At 63.1% G+C, this 21,570-nt stretch carries 18 protein-coding genes, 1 tRNA gene and 1 pseudogene; 13 read left to right on the forward strand and 7 right to left on the reverse strand.

Features of this window, described 5'->3' with window-relative positions; genetic code table 11:
* Positions 1 to 38: 38 nt before the first annotated feature.
* Positions 39 to 845 carry a GTP cyclohydrolase FolE2 gene (gene folE2 / locus HDG33_RS27045; protein WP_184036222.1) on the forward strand — a complete coding sequence of 269 codons (807 nt, stop codon included), beginning with the start codon at positions 39 to 41 and terminating at the stop codon, positions 843 to 845.
* Positions 846 to 939: 94 nt separating this feature from the next.
* Here the strand turns inward: folE2 and tsaD are convergent, their stop codons facing one another.
* The gene (gene tsaD, locus HDG33_RS27050) at positions 940 to 1,968 is read right to left on the reverse strand and encodes a tRNA (adenosine(37)-N6)-threonylcarbamoyltransferase complex transferase subunit TsaD (RefSeq protein ID WP_184036225.1); all 1,029 of its coding nucleotides are present in this window, start codon (positions 1,966 to 1,968) and stop codon (positions 940 to 942) included.
* A gap of 145 nt (positions 1,969 to 2,113) precedes the next feature.
* Between tsaD and HDG33_RS27055 the strand changes: the two genes are divergently transcribed.
* From HDG33_RS27055 to HDG33_RS27085, 7 genes are all read left to right on the forward strand, one after another.
* Positions 2,114 to 3,349, forward strand: a complete 1,236-nt coding sequence (locus HDG33_RS27055; protein WP_184036227.1) for an NAD(P)/FAD-dependent oxidoreductase — start codon at positions 2,114 to 2,116, stop codon at positions 3,347 to 3,349.
* Between the two features lie 49 nt (positions 3,350 to 3,398).
* Complete coding sequence (gene rpsU, locus HDG33_RS27060; RefSeq protein ID WP_018424196.1) at positions 3,399 to 3,611, forward strand: 30S ribosomal protein S21; 213 nt, start codon at positions 3,399 to 3,401, stop codon at positions 3,609 to 3,611.
* Between the two features lie 234 nt (positions 3,612 to 3,845).
* Positions 3,846 to 4,292, forward strand: coding sequence for a GatB/YqeY domain-containing protein (locus HDG33_RS27065; protein ID WP_184036230.1), 447 nt, complete (start codon positions 3,846 to 3,848; stop codon positions 4,290 to 4,292).
* Positions 4,293 to 4,409: 117 nt separating this feature from the next.
* The gene (gene dnaG / locus HDG33_RS27070; protein WP_184036232.1) at positions 4,410 to 6,290 is read left to right on the forward strand and encodes a DNA primase; all 1,881 of its coding nucleotides are present in this window, start codon (positions 4,410 to 4,412) and stop codon (positions 6,288 to 6,290) included.
* A gap of 91 nt (positions 6,291 to 6,381) precedes the next feature.
* Entirely contained in the window at positions 6,382 to 8,772 is a 2,391-nt protein-coding gene (gene rpoD, locus HDG33_RS27075; RefSeq protein ID WP_184036235.1) for an RNA polymerase sigma factor RpoD, read from the forward strand.
* 153 nt (positions 8,773 to 8,925) lie between these two features.
* Positions 8,926 to 9,013: transfer RNA gene (locus HDG33_RS27080), tRNA-Ile, on the forward strand.
* A 1,101-nt stretch (positions 9,014 to 10,114) separates the two neighbouring features.
* Entirely contained in the window at positions 10,115 to 11,257 is a 1,143-nt protein-coding gene (locus tag HDG33_RS27085; RefSeq protein ID WP_184036238.1) for a porin, read from the forward strand.
* 153 nt (positions 11,258 to 11,410) lie between these two features.
* Here the strand turns inward: HDG33_RS27085 and HDG33_RS27090 are convergent.
* Positions 11,411 to 12,239: pseudogene (locus HDG33_RS27090) on the reverse strand (porin).
* A gap of 167 nt (positions 12,240 to 12,406) precedes the next feature.
* Between HDG33_RS27090 and HDG33_RS27095 the strand changes: the two are divergent.
* Entirely contained in the window at positions 12,407 to 12,763 is a 357-nt protein-coding gene (locus HDG33_RS27095) for a transposase (protein WP_184036241.1), read from the forward strand.
* An 18-nt stretch (positions 12,764 to 12,781) separates the two neighbouring features.
* On the opposite strand, the gene HDG33_RS27100 is transcribed toward HDG33_RS27095, so the two are convergent.
* The gene (locus HDG33_RS27100; RefSeq protein ID WP_409259076.1) at positions 12,782 to 13,588 is read right to left on the reverse strand and encodes a Crp/Fnr family transcriptional regulator; all 807 of its coding nucleotides are present in this window, start codon (positions 13,586 to 13,588) and stop codon (positions 12,782 to 12,784) included.
* A gap of 117 nt (positions 13,589 to 13,705) precedes the next feature.
* Between HDG33_RS27100 and HDG33_RS27105 the strand changes: the two genes are divergently transcribed.
* Positions 13,706 to 15,340 (forward strand): acyl-CoA synthetase, encoded by a 1,635-nt coding sequence (locus HDG33_RS27105; protein WP_184036247.1) that lies wholly within the window; start codon positions 13,706 to 13,708, stop codon positions 15,338 to 15,340.
* A gap of 81 nt (positions 15,341 to 15,421) precedes the next feature.
* Here HDG33_RS27105 and HDG33_RS27110 read toward each other — a convergent pair whose 3' ends face one another.
* Positions 15,422 to 16,060: a LysE family translocator gene (locus HDG33_RS27110; protein WP_184036250.1), complete on the reverse strand. Its 639-nt coding sequence runs from the start codon at positions 16,058 to 16,060 to the stop codon at positions 15,422 to 15,424.
* A 475-nt stretch (positions 16,061 to 16,535) separates the two neighbouring features.
* Here HDG33_RS27110 and HDG33_RS27115 point away from each other — a divergent pair, with 475 nt between their 5' ends.
* Positions 16,536 to 16,793: an H-NS family nucleoid-associated regulatory protein gene (locus HDG33_RS27115; protein WP_184036253.1), complete on the forward strand. Its 258-nt coding sequence runs from the start codon at positions 16,536 to 16,538 to the stop codon at positions 16,791 to 16,793.
* Between the two features lie 96 nt (positions 16,794 to 16,889).
* Here HDG33_RS27115 and pcaG read toward each other — a convergent pair whose 3' ends face one another.
* Together pcaG and pcaH are read right to left on the reverse strand one after the other, a co-directional pair.
* On the reverse strand, positions 16,890 to 17,477 hold the full coding sequence (gene pcaG / locus HDG33_RS27120; protein ID WP_184036265.1) for a protocatechuate 3,4-dioxygenase subunit alpha: 588 nt from the start codon (positions 17,475 to 17,477) through the stop codon (positions 16,890 to 16,892).
* A 3-nt stretch (positions 17,478 to 17,480) separates the two neighbouring features.
* A complete protein-coding gene (gene pcaH / locus HDG33_RS27125) occupies positions 17,481 to 18,185 on the reverse strand; it encodes a protocatechuate 3,4-dioxygenase subunit beta (RefSeq protein ID WP_184036276.1) in 705 nt (234 codons plus the stop codon).
* Positions 18,186 to 18,297: 112 nt separating this feature from the next.
* Between pcaH and pcaQ the strand changes: the two genes are divergently transcribed.
* Both pcaQ and HDG33_RS27135 read left to right on the forward strand, forming a co-directional pair.
* Positions 18,298 to 19,251 carry a pca operon transcription factor PcaQ gene (gene pcaQ / locus HDG33_RS27130; protein WP_090808443.1) on the forward strand — a complete coding sequence of 318 codons (954 nt, stop codon included), beginning with the start codon at positions 18,298 to 18,300 and terminating at the stop codon, positions 19,249 to 19,251.
* 162 nt (positions 19,252 to 19,413) lie between these two features.
* Complete coding sequence (locus tag HDG33_RS27135; protein ID WP_184036280.1) at positions 19,414 to 20,541, forward strand: 4-hydroxyphenylpyruvate dioxygenase family protein; 1,128 nt, start codon at positions 19,414 to 19,416, stop codon at positions 20,539 to 20,541.
* A 57-nt stretch (positions 20,542 to 20,598) separates the two neighbouring features.
* On the opposite strand, the gene HDG33_RS27140 is transcribed toward HDG33_RS27135, so the two are convergent.
* Positions 20,599 to 21,531, reverse strand: coding sequence for a LysR substrate-binding domain-containing protein (locus tag HDG33_RS27140; protein WP_184036283.1), 933 nt, complete (start codon positions 21,529 to 21,531; stop codon positions 20,599 to 20,601).
* Between the last annotated feature and the right edge of the window lie 39 nt (positions 21,532 to 21,570).

The raw sequence follows: 21,570 nt of genomic DNA on the forward strand, positions 1-21,570 counted from the left end.
CTTGGCGCAGCCCGGCGCTTTCCAGAAAGGACAAAAGAATGAATCAGATGAATCCCGCTTTCGTGATGCCCGACGTGCAAAGCACCCCCGACACGCGCCAGATTCCGATCCAGCGGGTCGGCGTGAGGGGCGTGCGTCATCCGTTGACGATTCGCACGCAAGGTGGCGAAGTGCAGCCGTCGGTCGGCACGTGGAATCTCGACGTGCATCTGCCGGCCGAGCAGAAGGGCACCCACATGTCGCGCTTCGTCGCGTTGCTCGAAGAGAACAAGGCGCCGCTCGAACCGGCCACGTTCCGCACGATGCTCGCGGCTATGCTCGAAAAACTCGAGGCCGAGGCGGGCCGCATCGAAGTGTCGTTCCCGTACTTCGTGAACAAGACCGCGCCGGTGTCGGGCGTGCAGAGCTTGCTCGATTATGAAGTCACGCTGACCGGCGAGACCCGCCATGGCGCGACGCGGGTGTTCCTGAAGGTGCTGGTGCCGGTCACGAGCCTGTGCCCGTGCTCGAAGAAGATCTCGCAGTACGGCGCGCACAATCAGCGTTCGCACGTGACGATCGATGCCGAGTTGAGCGGCGACGTCGCTGTCGAAGAGTTGATCCGTATCGCCGAGGAAGAGGCGTCGTGTGAACTGTGGGGCCTGCTCAAGCGCCCGGACGAGAAGTTCGTCACCGAGCGCGCGTATGAAAATCCGAAGTTCGTCGAAGACCTCGTGCGCGACGTTGCCCAGCGTCTGAATGCCGACGAGTGCATCGTCGCGTATGTGCTCGAAGCGGAGAACTTCGAGTCGATTCACAATCACAGCGCGTATGCGGTGATCGAGCGGGACAAGCGCCTCGCCTGATACGTTCCTGATCGCTCCACGCCGTTTCGTTGCAAAAGCATTGAAGCGAAAAAGCCGCTTGTAAAGCGGCTTTTTGTCCTCTTGGGGCGGCGGTTCAGTGCGCGAGCGACGTCAGATCCCAACGCGGCTTCACGGTGAACGCGTAGTCGTGGCCGGCCTGTTCGGGCCAGCGTTGCAAACGCAGCGCGCCGGCCAGCGCGATCATCGCCCCGTTGTCCGTGCACAGCGACAGGTCCGGGTAGTGGACGTAGAAATTGCGCTTCTGCGCGGCGGCCGACAGCGCTTCGCGCAATTGCCGGTTCGCGCCGACGCCGCCCGCCACCACCAGCCGGTTCAGCTTCGTGCGCTTGAGCGCCGCTAGAGATTTCGCGGCCAGCACGTCGACAGCGGCATCGACGAAACCGCGCGCGAGGTCGGCCTTGGCCTGCTCGCAGATGTTCGCGCCGCCCAGCCGGTTCGCGTGCGTGAGCACGGCGGTCTTCAGGCCGCTGAAGCTGAAATCGAGGTCGCCGGAATGCAGCATCGGGCGCGGCAGCACGACTGCGCCGGGTGTACCGAACTCGGCCATGCGCGAGACTTCGGGGCCGCCCGGATAGCCGAGGCCCAGCAGCTTGGCGGTTTTGTCGAAGGCTTCGCCGGCGGCGTCGTCGAGCGTCTCGCCGAGCGTCTCGTAGAAGCCGACGTCCGTCACGCGCATCAACTGCGTGTGGCCGCCCGAGACCAGCAGCGCGACGAACGGAAACGGCGGCGGCTCGTCGACGAGCAGCGGCGACAGCAGATGCCCTTCGAGATGGTGAATGCCCACGGTCGGCTTGTTCCACGCCATCGCCAGCGAATTCGCGACGCTCGCGCCGACCAGCAGCGCGCCCGCGAGCCCGGGCCCTTGCGTGTAAGCGATCGCGTCGATGTCGCCGCGCGCGACGCCGGCGCGCTGCATCACCTCTTCGAGCAGCGGCAGCGCGCGGCGGATATGGTCGCGCGATGCAAGCTCCGGCACGACGCCGCCGTACTCCCGATGCATCGCAATCTGCGAATGCAGCGCGTGCGCGAGCAGGCCGCGCTCCGTGTCGTAGAGCGCGAGACCGGTTTCGTCGCAGGAGCTTTCGATGCCGAGAACGAGCATGATGAATCGCTTGAGACGGGCGCGCGCGTCGCGCGTCCGGAAGTGAAAGATAAGCCTGAAAGTATACCAGCGCGGACAGGCAGCCGCAGGCGGCCGGCTGAGCACGGGCATGGAAGCGAGGGCCCGGCAGGTACAATGCGGCCCCATGGAATCCTTCGATATCGCAGTGATCGGCGCGGGCGCGGCCGGCATGATGTGCGCGGCCGTGGCCGGTCAACTCGGCCGGCGTGTGGCGCTGATCGACCACTCGCAGCGTCTCGCGGAAAAAATCCGCATTTCCGGCGGTGGCCGGTGCAACTTCACGAATCTGTATGCGGGGCCGGCCAATTATCTGTCGGCGAATCCGCATTTTTGCCGCTCGGCGCTCGCGCGCTATACGCCGCGCGATTTCATAGCGCTGCTGAAGCAGCATCGCGTGACATGGCACGAGAAGCACAAGGGCCAGCTGTTCTGCGATCAGTCGAGCGACGCGGTCATCGACGTGCTGAAGAACGAGTGCGACACCGGTGGGGTTGCATGGCGCACGCCGCTGTCGGTCGAAGAGGTGCGCCAGGACGCCGAAGGACAGTTCCTGCTCGGCACGACGGCGGGCACGATCGCCGCCCGTGCGCTCGTGATCGCGACGGGCGGTCTGTCGATCCCGAAGATCGGCGCAACCGATTTCGCGTACCGGATCGCCAGGCAGTTCGGCCACAAGTTGATCGACACGCGTCCCGCGCTGGTTCCGCTGACCTTCGCTCCGGCCGACTGGGAGCCGTTCGCGGCGCTATCGGGCGTGTCGCTTGAAGTACAGCTGTCGACTGGCAATACGAAGACCGGCGCCGAATTCACCGAAGATCTACTGCTCACGCACCGCGGCCTGTCGGGCCCAGGCGTGCTGCAGATCTCGAGCTACTGGCAGCCCGGCGAGCCGATTCACATCAATCTGCTGCCGGAGCGCGACGCCGCGACTGCGCTCATCGACGCGAAAAACGGCTCGAAGCGGCAGATCGCCAATCTGCTATCGGAATGGGTGCCGCAGCGGCTCGCGCATGTGTGGCTCGACACTCACCAGGTGGCCGCCGAGGCCCGCGTCGCCGATCTGCCGGACAAGGCGCTGCGCGGCATCGGTGAGGCGCTGTCGCGCTGGACCCTCACGCCGAACGGCACCGAGGGTTATCGCAAGGCCGAAGTGACGCGCGGCGGGGTCGATACGCGCGGTTTGTCATCGACCACGATGATGAGCGCGCGGGTGCCGGGCCTCTACTTCATCGGCGAGGCGGTCGACGTGACCGGTTGGCTCGGCGGCTACAACTTCCAGTGGGCGTGGGCGTCGGGTGTCGCGGCGGGCGAGGCGGCGGCCGAATATGCCCGGGGGCTTGACGGCGCAATGGCTTTGTGAGAAAGCTCTGCTATACTCCTGAACCTTTACAAAGTTCCGTTATTGAAAAATGACGACCATCCGCGTAAAAGACAATGAGCCGTTCGAAGTCGCCATGCGCCGTTTCAAGCGCACCATGGAGAAAAACGGCTTACTGACGGAACTTCGCGCTCGCGAGTTTTACGAGAAACCCACAGCCGAACGCAAGCGCAAGAAAGCGGCGGCGGTGAAGCGTCATTTCAAGCGTCTGCGTGGCCAGATGCTGCCAAGGAAGCTCTACTGATTCTGGCGTTGCCCGCTGTACGCGGCGCGGCAGCATCCAAGCCGATGGCGGCACGACAGGTGTCATCATGGCAAACCCGGCCCATCGGGCCAACCGGCAGGGTCGCATCCACTACGCAAAATTGCGCCAACCCGCTTGAGGAAGAAGTCCCAAGCGGGTTTTTGTGCTGATGCGGCGGTATCGCCGCCGTCGACCGGCCGGTTTTTCAACTTTTCAACGCAATTCAGGTGAGTGATGAGTCTCAAGGACCGGATCAACGACGATATGAAAGTTGCCATGCGGGCGCGCGAGACCGAACGTCTCGGGACGATCCGCCTGCTGCTCGCCGCGATCAAGCAGCGTGAAGTCGATGAGCGGGTCACGCTCGACGATGCCGCCATAACCTCCGTCATCGACAAGATGATCAAGCAGCGCAAGGATTCGATCAGCCAGTTCGAGGCCGCAGGACGTACGGATCTTGCGGACAAGGAAAAGGCCGAGTTGGCCATTCTTTCCGCGTACATGCCTGAGCAGATGTCCGAAGCGGAAATCGTTGCCGAGGTGCAGGCGGCGGTCGCGCAAACCGGCGCTGCCGGCCCGCAGGACATGGGCAAGGTGATGGGCGTGCTGAAGCCGAAGCTGGCCGGCCGCGCCGACATGACCGCCGTCTCCGCACAGGTCAAGGCCGCGCTCGCTAAGTAACTCTGTCGATTTGTCCGGGTCGCGCGCCTCCTGAAGGCGAGGCGCGGGACCCGGGCGCGGTGTCGAGCCCGTGCTCCGGGCTTGGATTTTGAAGCTTTCCAGGCAGCGTCATTTACTGTGATCCCACCGTCATTCCTGCAGGACCTGCTCAACCGCGTCGATATCGTCGACGTGGTCGGCCGGTATGTGCAGCTGAAAAAGGGCGGCGCGAACTTCATGGGGCTGTGCCCGTTTCACAACGAGAAGAGCCCCTCGTTTACGGTTAGTCCGACTAAACAGTTTTATCACTGCTTCGGCTGCGGTGCGCATGGTACGGCCATCGGTTTCCTGATGGAACACGTGGGCGCGTCGTTTCCCGAAGCGGTCAACGAGCTCGCGCAATCGGTGGGTCTCACCGTACCGCACGAGCCTTCTCCCGGATATGGCGGCGGCGGTGGTGGCGGAGCTGGCGGCGGCTACGCGCCGGCGGCATCGAAGGCCGTGACAACCGCGCTGTCCGATCTCATGCATACCGCCTGCGACTACTACCGTAAGCAACTGCGCGGTGCGCCGGGCGCGATCCAATATTTGAAGAAGCGCGGCCTGACCGGCGAAGTCGCCGCGCGCTTCGGTCTCGGCTATGCGCCGGACGGGTGGCAAAACCTCGAGGCGGCGTTCCCGAACTATCGCGACGACGCCCTGGTCGAAGCGGGTCTCGTGATCGTCAGCGAAAAGTCAGACGCGCAGGGTCAGAACCGCCGCTACGACCGCTTTCGCGAGCGGATCATGTTCCCGATCCGCAATGTCAAAGGGCAGGTGATCGGCTTCGGCGGCCGCGTGCTCGACGGCGGCGAGCCAAAGTATTTGAATTCACCGGAAACGCCGCTATTTAACAAGGGCAGCGAGCTGTACGGGCTGTTCGAGGCGCGTCTTGCGATTCGAGAGCAACATTACGTGCTGGTCGTCGAAGGTTATATGGACGTGGTCGCGCTGGCCCAATTGGGCTTCCAGAACGCCGTCGCGACCCTCGGCACCGCTTGCACGCCGATTCATGTGCAGAAACTGATGCGCCAGACCGATACGGTCATCTTCAGTTTCGACGGCGACGCGGCCGGACGGCGCGCCGCGCGTCGCGCGCTCGATGCGTGCCTGCCGCACGCCGCCGACAACCGGACGATCCGTTTCCTGTTCCTGCCCAGCGAGCATGATCCCGACAGCTACGTGCGCGAGTTCGGCACCGAGGCTTTCGCCGAGCAGGTCGAACGGGCGATGCCGTTGTCGCAGTTCATGCTCAACGAGGTGTTGACCGGCAAGGAGCTCGATCAGCCCGAAGGCAAGGCCCGCGCGCTGTTCGACGCGAAACCGCTGCTGCAGGCGTTGCCGGCCAATGCGCTGCGCGCGCAGATCATGCATATGTTCGCAGACCGGCTCGATGTGCCATTCAGCGAAGTCGCGGCGCTTTGCGAAGTCGACGCGCGGATCGCGGCCGCGTCGCGCAAGGCGCCGGCCCGCAAGGACCGGCGCAGCGTGACCGGCATCGAGGAAAAGACGCTGCGCAATCTGGTGATGTATCCGCGCACAGTCGCGATGCTCGACGAAGCGGCCGAAGAGGCGCTGCTCACCGTGACCCGGCACGGCGAACTGTTCGCGGAAGTGACGACGCACGCGCGGGCCCTAGGCGATTCGGCAGCGTTCCAGTTGTTGTCCGATCTCTTGCGAAATGGCGCGAACGCCCCAACTTTCGAGGAAATCTTTCGCAAAATTCTAGACTATGATGAAAACGTCCGGGATTTGCTGCTGAAAGACCCGCAGGACGCGGCCGTCATCGAGGAACGGCGCGAGCAGGAACGAATTGTCGGCGAGGAGCTGAAAGCCGCGATTTTGAAGATGCGATACGACGCTTATTGCGATCGTCTCGAACAGCTTTCGCGACAGTCGCGGCATACGTCGGAAGAGTTTGCCGAGTTTTCGGAGCTCAACCGGAAGCGGGCCGACATGAAGCGTCAACTCGGGCTGTAGCGGAGAGGCCGAAACCTCGGGTGGTATAATCAAAAGTTTCTAGCGGTTTGTTTTTTCAAGGGTTTTCCTAGCAAAGGCGAAAGGCGATGCGATGGCAAAGACGACAGGCGGAAATCATGCAACGGGCTCACGCGCTAAAGAGCGCACCGGAAAAGTTACCGAAGCCAAGCTGACTGCATCCGCCAGAAGAACGTCTGCTGTCAGCGTTGCGCCGGCTGCCGGGAAGAAGTCGTCGACCACTGCGGCCGCGCAGGCCGCACCGGTTCGGGCGGCGAAAGCTGTAGCACCGCCGGCTGCCAAGCGGGCGGGTGTCAGAAGCGCAAGGGAAGCGGCTGCCGTTCAGGACGATGCGGTAGCTCGCGTGACTTCAGTATCCACGGTTCAACCGGCTGTTGTCCAACAGCCGGGGGTCGAGACTACAGCCGGTACGGCGAACTCCATGACGAAAAAGCTGAATGAAGTACCCGTCGATGACGATGCAACCCAGACCGAAGAAACCGCTGCCGCCGCACCGGGCAAGCCGGAGAAGGTCAAGGCTCGCGACCGTCGTGCAAAGGAAAAGGCGCTGCTGAAGGATGCGTTCGCGTCGTCGCAGCCTGGCACGGTGGAGGAACTCGAGGAGCGTCGCTCCAAGCTGCGCGCCCTGATCAAGCTCGGCAAGGAGCGCGGCTTCCTCACGTACGCTGAAATCAACGATCACCTGCCGGACAACTTCACCGAGACCGAGGCGATCGAAGGCATCATCAGCACGTTCAACGACATGGGCGTCGCGGTCTACGAACAGGCCCCGGACGCTGAAACGCTGCTGCTCAACGACAACGCGCCCGCGGCTTCGTCAGACGACGAAGTCGAAGAGGAAGCTGAAGTCGCGCTGTCCACCGTCGACTCCGAATTTGGCCGCACCACCGATCCCGTGCGTATGTACATGCGCGAAATGGGCACGGTCGAGCTGCTTACGCGTGAAGGCGAAATCGAAATCGCGAAGCGCATCGAAGACGGCCTGAAGCACATGGTGATGGCCATCTCCGCGTGCCCGACCACGATCGCCGACATTCTCGCGATGGCCGAGCGCGTCGCCAACGACGAAGCGCGCATCGACGAACTCGTCGACGGTCTGATCGACGCCGACGCGGCAGACGCCGACGGCTTCTCCGCGCAGGAGGCGGAAGCGATCGAGAATGAAGACGAGGAAGCCGAGGAAGAGGACGAAGAGGACGAGGAAGAAGACGATGGCGCGGCGCAAGCCACCGCCAACGCCGCGCAGCTCGAAGCGCTGCGGCGCGCGTCGCTCGAAAAATTCGCGTCGATCAGCGAATGGTTCGACAAGATGCGTCGCGCGTTCGAGAAGGAAGGCTACAAGTCCAAGTCGTATCTGAAGGCGCAGGAAACCATCCAGAACGAGCTGATGACGATCCGCTTCACCGCGCGTACCGTCGAGCGTCTGTGCGACACGCTGCGCGCGCAGGTGGATGAAGTGCGTCAGGTCGAGCGTCAGATCCTGCATACGGTCGTCGACAAGTGCGGCATGCCGCGTGCGGAATTCATCGCGCGTTTCCCGGGCAGCGAGACGGACCTCGAATGGGCCGACAAGATCGTCGCCGAAGGTCACGGGTATAGCGCGATCCTCACGCGCAACATTCCGGCGATCCGCGAACAGCAGCAACGTCTGCTCGATCTGCAGGCGCGCGTGGTGCTGCCGCTGAAGGACCTGAAGGAAACCAACCGTCAGATGGCGGCCGGCGAGCTTAAGGCGCGCCAGGCGAAGCGCGAGATGACCGAGGCCAACCTGCGTCTCGTGATCTCGATCGCGAAGAAGTACACGAACCGCGGTCTGCAGTTCCTCGACCTGATTCAGGAAGGCAACATCGGCCTGATGAAGGCGGTGGACAAGTTCGAATACCGTCGTGGCTACAAGTTCTCCACGTATGCGACGTGGTGGATCCGCCAGGCCATTACGCGTTCGATCGCCGACCAGGCGCGCACGATCCGGATTCCGGTTCACATGATCGAAACGATCAACAAGATGAACCGCATCTCGCGTCAGATCCTGCAGGAAACCGGTCTCGAGCCGGATCCGGCGACGCTGGCCGAGAAGATGGAAATGCCGGAAGACAAGATCCGCAAGATCATGAAGATCGCGAAGGAGCCGATCTCGATGGAAACGCCGATCGGTGATGACGACGATTCTCATCTGGGCGACTTCATCGAAGATACGAACACGGTCGCCCCGGCGGATGCGGCGTTGCACGCGAGTATGCGCGACGTCGTGAAGGACGTGCTCGATTCGCTGACGCCGCGCGAAGCGAAGGTGTTGCGCATGCGTTTCGGTATCGAGATGAGCACGGATCACACGCTCGAAGAAGTCGGTAAGCAGTTCGACGTGACGCGTGAGCGAATTCGTCAGATCGAGGCGAAGGCGCTGCGCAAGCTGCGTCATCCGAGCCGTTCGGACAAGCTGAAGTCATTCCTCGAAGGGAATTGACGGCGACGGCCGCGGTTGGCCGCAAATGATGCGATCAAAGGGGCCTCCCGGTCGTTTCGCCGAAGCGAAGCGGTTGCGGAGGCTCCTTTTTCGTGTAGTATGTCGGCCAATCGACGAAACGGGCCCGGCCTTCACGACCGGGTCTTTTTTCTTGGGCTGGACGCCGTGTTGGTTGCAGGCAGTGGACTCATAATCCACCTCCGAAAGGACATCGTGGGTTCGAACCCCACCCGGCCCACCAAAGTATCGAAAAAAGGGTTCCGAATTCCGGAACCCTTTTTTGTTTTTGGGCGGCCTTCGGCTGCCTCAGCTGGGCGACCCAGTGCCCAGCCTCAACCCCGGCGAGCCGCGTCCGTTGCCCCACACACCGCCCGACACCGACCCGCTCGCGCCGGGCCTCGCCCGCGGACGAGGAGGCGCTTAAGCGCGCTCCGCGCCAGCCATAAGCGGTGATCACGCGTAATCAGGGAAACTCCGTGTAAAAACGGCGCAACCCCGCCGTTAATTGAATGCGGAAGGCTTGTTGATGCACGCCGTCCGCTTTCAGCGCGGGTCTTGTCACGCGGCGGCTGGCGTCGCAATTCACCTCCGGGCAACGCCCGTGCTGAAGGTTTTTTCGAATCGCACGCGCATCTTATAGAGACGTGACAGAGGGTGCTCGCTAAAGCGAGAAATCAGAAGACCGCCGCAATGGCAGTGTCTCAATAGTGAATGCTGATTCGACGCGGTGGGCTCGAACCGTTGCGCTGCCCGGGGGCGGCAGCGATTGTTTGCCTCGGTCAATAAAGATTAGGTGAATAAGCCGTCTTGGTGATTCGACGAATTAATCGCCCCGCCGGAAACCATTAATTGGCGGGTGCGCGAGCAAGACTGCATTTAACTCTATTAAGTTCCGACGCTCCAAAAATAAATCTCACACGACCCGGAAAACCGTCACTTCAACCATTTGATTACAAAAAATCTCGGCCGGTCTTTTCGTCAATTTGCTCCGACCCGATTACGTCACGCGTATTAAAGCACTGTTGCAAACGCGCAACTTAGAATATTGACGCGTTGCAAATTCGTTTTGGGTGGAGCTGGCGATCCGGCACCCAGATCTTGCAATAAACGGTGGAAAAACAAGAAGTTATCCCAATCGGGTCCAACATTGTTGCGAAATTCGAAAAATCCTGTTGCGTGAATTGCCTGCGTCGGTACCAGGGTGTCCCCCTACACTCACGCTTCGCTTCAAGGGTGCCCGGTCGATCCCCACGGTTCGGCCAAGCGGGCGGCGGCAAATGCGATGCATCGGCTGCTGAGGCAGGTCCTGCTCCCCGTATAAATTTTTCGAATTGGAGTTCCCATGAAAAAGAGTCTCATCGTCGTTTCGGCTGCCGCATCGTTCGCTTCGGTCGCTCACGCACAAAGCAGCGTGACCCTGTACGGTCTGCTCGACGCAGGTCTGACGTACACCAGCAACGTTGCCCACAACTCCAAGTGGGCAGCAGGTAGCGGCGGCATCAACCAGAGCATGTTCGGCCTGCGTGGTTCGGAAGATCTGGGCGGCGGTCTGAAGGCAATCTTCACGTTGGAAAGCGGCTTCAACATCAACAACGGCAAGTACGCTAACAACAACGGCATGTTCAACCGTCAGGCCTTCGTCGGTCTGTCGAGCTCGCAATTCGGTACGGTCACGCTGGGTCGCCAGTACGACGCAGCGCAGGACTACCTCGCACCGCTGACCGCGACGGGCAGCTGGGGCGGCACGTACTTCGCGCACCCGTTCAACAACGACAACCTGAACACCAACGGTGGTCTGTCGGTCAACAACTCGGTCAAGTACTCGAGCGCTAACTACGCTGGCTTCACGTTCGGCGGCACGTACGGCTTCTCGAACCAGGCTGGTGGCTTCGCAAACAACCGTCAGTACAGCTTGGGCGCCGCATACCAGTGGCAAGGCCTGCACCTCGGGGCTGCCTACGCTCAGCAAAACAACCCGGCTGCTAACGCAAGCGGCGCATCGGACGGCGTTCTGGCGAACACCGCGGGCGTGCTGCAAGGCGACTTCCGTCAGCGTCAGTTCGGCGCAGGCGCTTCGTACGGCTTCGGCCCGGCGCTGGTTGGCGTGGCATGGACGCAATCGCGCGTCGACAACCTGGTTGGTGCAGCTCCTGGTCAGCGTCAAGGCCACACCAACAACTACGAAATCAACGGCAAGTACAATGTGACCCCGGCTATGGCTCTCGGCGTCGCGTACACGTTCACCGACGCGCGCGGCTACGGCATCAACGCCGACGGTAACGACATGAAGACCCGTTACCACCAGATCGGCCTGCAGGCTGACTACTCGCTGTCGCGTCGCACCGACGTCTACGCTCAGGCTGTGTACCAGCACGCAATGGGTGACGGCGGCGTGGCTTCGATCTACAGCGGCGACAACACGGTTCCGACCTCGTCGTCGAAGAACCAGACGGCTGCTACGGTCGGTCTGCGTCACCGCTTCTAAGCTTCAGCAGAAGCTGCCTGTAGTACAGAAAGGTGCCGTTCGCGGCACCTTTTTTTATGCGCGCGGCAGACCGGTGAGCCGGTTTCCGTATGCGAGGCGAAGAAAACGGGCGTCCCTGGGGACGCCCGTTTTGCCATGACGACGTGAAACGATTCAGAAAATTGTCCACAAACCGAGCGCAACGCCGGTCTGGTTGCCGCGGCCCGGCAGTTCGACCGACGCCGCGCCCGACACCTTGTCGAAATCGACGGTGCCGTACACCTCGGTGCGCTTCGACAGCGCGTACACGGCCAGTGCGACGAACGTGTAGCGATAGCCACTGCCGAGCTGACCAGCGCCGATCGCCGCGTTCGACATGTGGTCGTAGTACGCGGCGCCCGTCAGCGTCAGCGCGCGCATGGCCTGCCACGTGACGCCGGCGAACGGTCCGTTGTCGATGCGGCCCGAGCCCTTGACGATATCGACGCCCGGCACGAGCGTCTGCTGCGCGAGCGCGCTGTCGACGAAGCCGGTGTCGTCCTTCGAATGCAGATAGCCGACGTACAGCTTCGTCGAGCTGAACGCATAGACCGCGTTCGCGTTGAAGATGGTCTGCTTGTGATTGCTGTTGTCGCTGTTCTGCTGCACGCCGGCCGCGACCGATAGCGGACCCGCCACGTACGACAGCGTGAAGCCGTACATCTTGCCCGCGCCGAGATGGCCTGGCACCTGGCCCGAGAAGCCGCCGTCGCCGGTCGATTCCGAGTTCGTGCCGAATGAGTACATCGCGGCCACCGTCAGGCCTTTGAAAAAAATGCGCCGGCTATCCGAGGCCGAGCCGACGATCGTCGTTTTTGGCGTTCGAGTTCGTCAGATAGCGCACGCTGACGTCGGCGACGCCATACGGCGTGATCGAGCTTTGTGCCGAAGCTTGTTCGGACGTCACGGCAACGGCGGCGGCGCCGGGCGCGCCGATGGTAGATCGCCGTCCGTGCCGCGCCATCGCCGCTCTCGCGCAATGACCTATTGCCATTTTTGACAATTGCGCCGTTCCTGGTGACAAAAGTTGACTTTCTCCCAGGCAAGCTTCGAGTAGTCTCGAGCGAATTGACGTATCGACGCGACTTTCGGAGCGACGCCAGCACGCGTTTTACGCGTGCGCTTTCACGCATGAATAGTCCATCTTCCGAATCCATCGCGACCTCGCCGGTCGTTCAGGAGCTGACCGACGAGCAATGGCAGCGGGTCGCGCCGCTGTTACCTGAAACCTTGCATGATGACTGCCCGCGCCGTGGTCGTCCGCCGATCGAAATTCGCCACGTGCTCAATAGCGTGATGTGGGTGCTGCACACGCGCGCGCCGTGGAGCGCAATGCCCGAGCACTACGTCCCGTACCAGACCGCGCATCGCTACTATCTGCGCTGGAAAAAAACGGGCGTGTTGAGCGCGATCATGCTCGCGCTGTTCAAGACCGACGACGCTCTCGAAACGCGCGCGACGCGCAAGGGCGGCGTGCGCGCCGGGTAGCGAGCGCCAGTCGCGCCGCTAGATCTGTTCCCGCCCGTACGCCGCCAGCCGCTCGAGATCGAGCACCTCGATCCGGTTATACGACAGTCGCAAAATCCGCAGCTTCTCGAGGTTCTGCAGCGCCTGATTGATGCGCTGCCGCGACACTCCCGCGAGCAGACCGACTTCTTCCTGTGAAATCGCCAGTGTGCGACCCGTGTCCGGATACAGATCCGGATTGAACAGCTGCGCGAGCGATTGCGCGACGCGTGCGTCCACGTCGAGCAGCCGGGTGTTCTGGATCGACGCGATGAATTCCCCCATCCGGTTGTTCAATTGCCGGATCACGAAGCCCGTGAACGGCAGACTCGATTCGAGCAACGCATGGAAGGTCGCGGACGGCACGAACATCACGAGCGACGGCTGGATCGCGGCCACGTCGTATTTGCGCAATTCGCGCTTGATCACGCTGCCTTCGCCGAACCAGCCGCCCGGTGGCACGCCCGACAGCGTGCAGCTGCGGCCCGACGCGTTGTAGATAGCGAGCTTGACGAGCCCCGAGTGCACGCCGATCCAATCGTCGGACGGTTGCTGGCGGCGGGCGATCCACGCACCGCCTTCAAAGTGCTCGGCGTGTGCGCTGGCGAGCACCATCGCCTGATGATCGGCGGCGAGCGCGCGAAACCACGCGCACGCGACGAACAGCCGCGCGAGGTCGGTGGGCGCGACCCGTTGGGGCGGCCGGGTGTCGGCGCGGTCAGTCAGCGGAGCGTCGGTCATCGGCGATAAGCGGTTTGGGAGCGGTGCCGGCTGAGCCAGGTCAAGGCGGGGCGTCAGTCGCGCCACTCTGTCATTTGAATGACAGACAGTTCATGACGACAATTGCTAGGCTAGGCCCTGGTTCTTTCATAGAACACGGTCACAACAATCGGCGGCGCGGCTCGCGCCTCAGGAGACGAAGCAATGACACAGCACATGTTCGACGAAGGCCTCGGGCGGCGCGAGGCCAATTATGTCCCGTTGACGCCGATCGATTTCCTCGTGCGCGCAGCGCAAGTGTATGGCGAGCGGCTCGCGATCGTCCATGGGGAGATCCGCCGCAACTGGCGCGAGACCTATGAGCGTGCGCGGCGGCTCGCGAGCGCGCTGCACGAGGCCGGCATCGGCCGTGGCGACACGGTGGCCGCGCTGCTGCCGAACATCCCGCCGATGGTCGAGGCGCACTTCGGCGTGCCGATGGCCGGCGCCGTGCTGAATACACTGAACACGCGGCTCGACGTCGCGACGCTGCTGTTCATGCTGCGCCACGGTGAGGCGAAGGCGCTGATCGTCGACACCGAATACGGCGAGTTCGCGCATCGCGCGGCGCTAGAATTCCCGGAGCTCCGCGTGATCAGCGTGGCCGACGCGCAGCCCGCCGACGCCGCGCAGTTCATTCGCGCGACAGACTATGAGCAGTTCCTGCAAAGCGGCGACCCGTCCTTCGAGTGGACCCCGCCCGCCGACGAATGGGACGCGATCGCGCTGAACTACACATCGGGCACGACCGGTGACCCGAAGGGCGTCGTCTACCATCACCGTGGCGCATATCTGAACGCGCTGAGCAACATTCTCGAATGGGACATGCCGAAGCACGCGGTCTATCTGTGGACGCTGCCGCTGTTCCACTGCAACGGCTGGTGCTTTCCGTGGACGGTGGCGGCCCGCGCGGGCGTCAACGTCTGTCTGCGCAAGTTCGACGCGAAGATCGTGTTCGAGTTGATTCGCCGCGAACACATCACGCATTACTGCGGAGCGCCGATCGTACAGAGTTCGCTCGTGAATGCGCCGGCCGAATGGCGCGGGGGCATCACGCATCGCGTGTCGACGATGGTCGCGGGCGCCGCGCCGCCGCCCGCGGTGATCGCGAAGATGAAGCAGATCGGCTTCGATCTGACGCACGTGTACGGGCTCACCGAAACCTACGGGCCGGCGGCTGTCTGCGCAAAGCAGGACGAATGGGACGCGCTCGACGATCAAATCCGCGCCGACCTGACCGCGCGCCAGGGCGTGCGTTATCACCTGCAGGCGGCGGTCGCGGTGCTCGATGCGGACACGCTCGCGCCGGTGCCGGACGACGGCGAAACGATCGGCGAGATCATGTTTCGCGGCAACATCTGCATGAAGGGCTATCTGAAGAACGAGCGCGCGACCGAAGCGGCTTTCGAAGGCGGTTGGTTCCATACCGGCGATCTCGGCGTGCGCACGGCCGACGGCTATATCCGCATCCGCGACCGCAGCAAGGACATCATCATTTCGGGCGGAGAGAACATTTCGAGCATCGAGGTCGAGGACACGCTGTACCGGCATCCCGCGGTGTCGGTGGCGGCGGTGGTCGCGATGGCCGATCCGAAGTGGGGCGAGGTGCCGTGCGCGTTCATCGAGTTGAAGGAAGGCGCGCAGGTGACCGAGGAGGAAATCATCGCGCACTGCCGGCTGTTTCTGGCCGGCTACAAGTTGCCGAAGGCGGTGCGCTTCGGCGAGTTGCCCAAGACGTCGACGGGGAAGATCCAGAAGTTCGAGTTGCGCGCGCGGATCAAGGCGGAGGGGAAAGGGTAACGCGCCGCGATTACCGCTGATTCAGGGCGGCGCGAGTGGCGCGCATCGAGTCGCGACGGTGCGCGCCGCTTCGTGTTGCCGTCAAATTCCCACCTTGTGCGCGTTAAAAATCAGCCGCAGGCCCAGCGCGGTCACCGCGCTCGCGGCGATGCGATCGATCCACCCCTTCCAGCGCAGATAGATTTCGCGCGGCCGTTGGCTCGAAAAGCACAGTGCGACGATCGTGTACCAGCCCGCCTCGATCGCGAAGATCGCCGGCGGCAGCGCGAAATAGCACCACACCGGCGGATGCTGCGGCAGCAGCGCAGCGAAGATACTGCCGTAATAGACAGCCGTTTTCGGATTGCTGAGCTGCGTGCTCAAGCCGATCCAGAACGACTTGCGCGGATTGCCGCCGCTGCCGGTTCGCGTTTCGATGAACGCGAGCGGCTTCGCGGCGCCGCGCCAGATTTTCGACGCCAGATAGACCAGGTAGACGCCGCCGGCCACTTTCAGCCCGACGTAGAGCCATTCGACCGTCGCGAGCAGCGTATAGAGCCCGAGCAGCGCGATGCCGCTAAAAAACACACCGCCGATACCCATGCCGAGCGCTGTCGCGAGACCGTCGCCGCGCGACAGACCGATCGCATTGCGTGCGACGATGACGAAGCTGGGCCCCGGACTCATCGCGCCCAATAGCAGCGCGGCGAGGATCGTGAGGATGGCGGTCGAGGCGGGCATGGTCGTGTCTCCTGATGTCGGGCCGATGCCAGAAGTTCTGGCGAATGCAGAGTCTCGCATTGTCCGCCAATCGCGCGGCGGAAGCCACGAATACCGAAAACCCGGAAGTCGCGCAATCAGTGAAATTAGAAAAAGTTCTTTGCTGCGGCCCAAATACATCGAATGCTAGAATGACTTTCCATACGCGGAAGCTCCCTCGTCACGACGAGGCGACGCACGACGCGAAACACGGGCGCAATTCGAGCCACGCCGATTTTTCGAGTAGCCGATTCGCCTGATTCCAGCGCTTCAACTCAGGCGCTTTAATTCAGGATCTGACAGGCATCACTTGCAAATGCGGGTTTTCACGCATTTGCATGGATCGCGTGAATTCGTCGAATTGCTTCCATTCAAATTGAATTACGCACGAGCCTCGCGTTGTTATGCGAGTTGCCCGTTTGTCTGATGCCAGCAAGAGCTGCGACACCAATACGTTATGAAACAACAACAACGACTGTTCGAACGCGACGAGAACCTGCGCGAGCGCATGATCGCGTGGATCCGCCGACGCATGGACGACCACGGCATCACATTCGAAGCGCTGGCCGAATCGCTCGAAGCCGACGCGAACGCCGTGGCCGCGGTGCTGTATCGCGACGCGTTCGGTAACACGTGGGACGGTCGCGGCGATAAACCGGCGTGGCTCGCGCGCGCGATTCACGCCGGACAAAGCATCGATCATTTCCGCTGCTGAGCGCGCGCAGGCGCACCGCGAAACGCCCGCGCGGAAAAAAGCCCGCGCAAGGCGGGCTCGATCTTTACTGCTCGGAGTCTCGCGACGAATCGCGCATCACAGGTCGAAAAACACGGTTTCCTGATCGCCCTGCATGTGGATGTCGAAGCGATACACGTTGGCCGTACCGGCAACGCGGCGCGCGATCAGCGTATTACGGCGCTCCGCCGGCACCGACGCCAGCACGGTATCCTGCTCGTTCGCCTGCGCTTCGTCCTCGAAATAGATGCGCGTGAACGTGTGCAGCAGCATGCCGCGCATCGTCAGGATTACGTCGATGTGCGGCGCTTCGTCGGGATTCGCGCGGCCCGGCTTCACCGTCTCGACGATGAAGCGCTTGTGCGGATCCGTGCCCGTACCGACGCGCGCAAAGCCGTGAAAGCCGGTCTTCAGGATTTCTTCTCGCGATTCCGGATAGTGGCCGTTCGAGTCGACTTGCGACATCTCGATCATCGCGTCGCCGATCACCTTGCCGTCGCCGTCGAACACCTGACCGACGATCGTGATGTGCTCGCCGGCCGCTTCCATGTCGGCCAGAACGTTCGTGAACAGGCTCTTGAAGTCGAAATCGTATTGCTGCGGGCAAAGACCGTAGGCGAAGTACGGACCAACGGTTTGCGAAGGCGTTTGCTTGAGAGTCGTCATGGCTTAGCGCTCCATCGGGGTTTCGTTCGGGCCGCGCAGCACGATGTCGAAATCGTAGCCGAGCGCGTAGGCCTCTTGCGTGGTGTCGAGCGAGAACTTCGAGATCATGCGCTCACGGGCGTGCTCGGGCGTGCCCTGGTAGATCGGGTCGAATGCGAGCAGCGGATCGCCGGGAAAGTACATCTGCGTGACGAGACGCGAGCCGAAGTGGTCGCCGAACAGCGAGAAATGGATGTGCTGCGGACGCCAGGCGTTCGGATGGTTGCCCCACGGATACGCGCCCGGCTTGATGGTCATGAAGCGGTAACGGCCTTCGTTGTCGGTGATGCAGCGGCCCGCGCCGAGGAAGTTCGGGTCGAGCGGCGCGTCGTGCTGGTCGGCCTTGTGCACATAGCGGCCGGCGGCGTTCGCTTGCCAGACTTCCACCAGCGTGTTGCGCACCGGGCGGCCGCCTTCGTCGAGCACACGGCCCGTCACGATGATGCGCTCGCCGAGCGGTTCGCCATTGCGCACCGCGTTGCGGGTCAGGTCGCTGTCGAGCGGGCCGAGGTCGTCGGTGCCGTAGACCGGTACGCGCTGGTCGCGCAGCCGTTCCTTCAGCGGAATCAGCGGACGCGACGGACCGCGTTTGACCGACGAACCGTACGGCGGATAGATGTACTCGGGATGGGACGCGAAATCTCGCGGCGAAAGAATTGAATCTTCCATGAGGTGTCTCCGTTGGAGGAATCGGGGGGATGCGACGTTATGACTCGCACTTTATACAAAGCGTGCGGTTATGAAAAATGACGTTTTTGCCCGTTTCGTATAACCTTCCGTTATGCAACGCAGTCTCGCGGATAGCCGCGTCAAATTCCGTCATCTCCAGTGCTTTCTGGCCGTCGCGCAGTTCGGCAGCGTCCAGCGGGCGGCGGACAGTTTGTCCATCACGCAGCCGGCGGTATCGAAGACGGTCGCCGAGCTGGAGACCATTCTCGGCGTGAAGCTGTTCGAGCGCGGCCGTCACGGCGCGGTGCCGACGCGCGAGGGGCAGCTTTTCATGCCGCACGCGAGCGCCTGCGTGAGCGCGCTGCGCCAGGGCGTCGATCTGCTTGCGCGGGCCGAGGGCGCGGCCGCCGCGACGCTCGAAGTCGGTGTGCTGCCCACTGTCGCCGCGGTGCTGGTACCGCCCGTGCTGAGACAGTTCGCGACGCAGTGGCCGCGCGTGATCGTGCGCCTCGCGACCGGCGCAAATCCGGAATTGCTCGAACGCCTGAAAGCGGGGTCGATCGAATTCGCGATCGGCCGCCTCGCGGACCCGGAGCGGATGGTCGGCCTGAGTTTCGAGCAACTGTTTACCGAGCCGCTGATCGCGGTCGTGCGCGCCGGGCATCCGCTGGCGCAAGGGAAGGCCTTGCCCGCCACGTCGCTGGAGGAATTTCCGATCGTGCTGCCGCCGTTCGGCACGCTGATCCGCCAATCGGCCGAGAGCCTGCTCGGCGCGTGGGGCGTGCCGCCGTTGTCGGCGTTCGTCGAGGTGTTGTCGGTATCCACGGGGCGCGCGCTGACGCTCGAAAACGGCGCGGTGTGGTTCGTGCCGCAAAGCGCGGTCGAATACGAACTCGCGCACGGCATGCTGGTGCGCTTGCCGCTGCCGTTTGCGGGCACCGGCGAGCCGGTGGGGCTGATTCGTCGCTCGGATACGCAGCCGTCGACGGTGGGACGCGCGTTCATCGAGGCGGTGCGCGAGGTCGCGCGGGGCAGACGGTTGCGAACGCCCCGCGACCCGGTGTAAAAACACGGTGCGAAAGCCGCCGCAGCCCGTTGTTCCTGCGGCACGCCGCGTGCGCGCCACGAGCGAGCACGCACCACGCAGCCCCTCGCGAACGACCGGAACACGTCGCGCCGAACCCGCAAAGACCGGCCCCGCGTCGAAAGACCGTACAAGGAGATTGCCATGCCCAGCGACTTGCCCACTCCAGAGGCCGCGCAGCGCGCCGTATTGGCGCCGCAGCACAATCCGCTCGGCACGGCCGGCCTCGAGTTCGTCGAGTTCGCCGCGCGCGATCCGCAGGCGCTCGGCGAGACTTTCACGCGGCTCGGCTTCAAGGCGATCGCGCGTCATATCAGCAAGGATGTGACGCTGTATCGCCAGGGCGAGATGAATTTCCTGATCAACGCGGAGCCCGATTCGTTCGCAGCGCGCTACGCGGAAGAATACGGGGTCGGCATCTGCGCGATCGGGATTCGCGTCGCCGACGCACAGCGCGCGTTCGAACGCGCGGTGGAACTCGGCGCGTGGGCGTTCGAAGGCGAACGCCTCGGTGCCGGCGAACTGCTGATTCCGGCCATTCAAGGCATCGGCGATTCGCACATCTATTTCGTCGATCGTTGGCGCGGGCGAGGCGGTCAGCGCGGCGGCCTCGGCGATATCTCGATCTTCGACATCGACTTCCGGCCCATCGAAATCGACACGGCCGCAGCCGATCTGAATCACGCGGGCAGCGGCCTGATCGCGGTCGACCATCTGACGCAAACCGTTGGCGAAGGCCGCATGCAGGAGTGGATCGACTTCTATCGCGACCTGCTGAATTTCCGCGAGATCCACGAGCTGCACGCCAACTGGCATGTGTCGGCGGAATCGCGCGTGATGGTGTCGCCGTGCGGCGCGATCCGCGTGCCGCTGTACGAGGAAGGCACGGGCCGGACCAACCTGATGCACGAGTATTTGCCCGATCATCCGGGCGAAGGCGTGCAGCACATCGCGCTCGCCACCGACGACATCTTCGCGTGCGTCGAGCGTCTGCTCGCGAACGGCGTCGAATTCGTCGAGCCGCCGCCGCGCTACTACGAGCAGCTCGATGCACGTTTGCCGGGCCACGGGCTCGATGTCGAGCGACTGCGGCGCACGCATGTGCTCGTAGATGGCGAGATCGGCGCGAACGGCGTGCCGCTGCTGTTTTTCCAGACCTTCGTGCGCCGCCGCGCCGGCGAGATTTTCTTCGAGATCGTGCAACGCCAGGGACATCATGGCTTCGGCGAAGGCAATCTCGCCGCATTGGCCCAGGCGCGCACCGGCAGCTGAACACTGCGCGTAGTCGCATGCGTGATTGGATCACTTACACATGCGGCTTTCGTCACCTCACGCCCCCTCGGGCCGCTCCACCAACTCCGGATAAATCGCGCCGTATGCGGCGGCCTCACGCAGCAGCCACTCGCGGAAACTCGCGAGCGGCTTGCCGTGACTCAACTCGGTCGGATAGACAAGGTAGTACGCGGCCTCGGCGAGCGCGGGTGTGTCGAACGGAATCACGAGACCGAACTGCTGCAACTGCGTGTCGACGAAAAAGCGCGGCACCAGCGCGATGCCGAGTCCGGCCGCGGCCGCGCTGATCAGCATCGTGTGCAGTTCGTAGCGCACGCCCTGCATCGTGCGGTTTTCGTCGACGCCGAGATTCGAGAACCAGGTCGCCCAGCCGTCGGGTCGCGTCGTCGAATGCAGCAGCGGATAGTTGAGTAGTTCGGCGACGTTGCGGACCGGCCGCTTCAGCAGACTCGCTGTGCAGACCGGCACCACTTCCTCGCGGAACAGAAAATCGGCCGACGTACCCGGCCACGTCGGCTTGCCGTAGTGAATCGCCGCTTCGAAATGCGTGTCGGCGAACGGGAACGTCGCGGTACGCACGCCCATGTTCACGCGCACGTCCGGGTATTGTCCATTGAATGTGGCCATGCGCGGAATCAGCCATTGCGATGCGAACGTCGGCAATACCGCGAGTTCCAGATAGCCGCCGCCGCTGCCGTGCGCGATGATCGACAGCGTGTCGCGATCTAGGTGTTCGAGCGAGCGTCTCACCTGCGCGCTGTAGACCTTGCCCGCGCGCGTCAGCACCACGCGTTGCTTGACGCGCACGAACAGCCGCACGCCGAGATTGCTTTCGAGCGTATTGATCTGTCGCGACACCGCGCTTTCGGTGAGGAACAGTTCGCGCGCCGCATGCGTGAAGCTCTGGTGCCGCGCGGCGGCTTCGAACGCGAGCAGCGCGCCCATGTTGGGAATCTTGAACTTTCGCACGTTAATTCCAAAAACGCATCAAGTGGCGAGTTTATCTCG

The organism is Paraburkholderia sp. Cpub6 (assembly GCF_014201065.1).
GTDB classification, from domain to species: domain Bacteria; phylum Pseudomonadota; class Gammaproteobacteria; order Burkholderiales; family Burkholderiaceae; genus Paraburkholderia; species Paraburkholderia tuberum.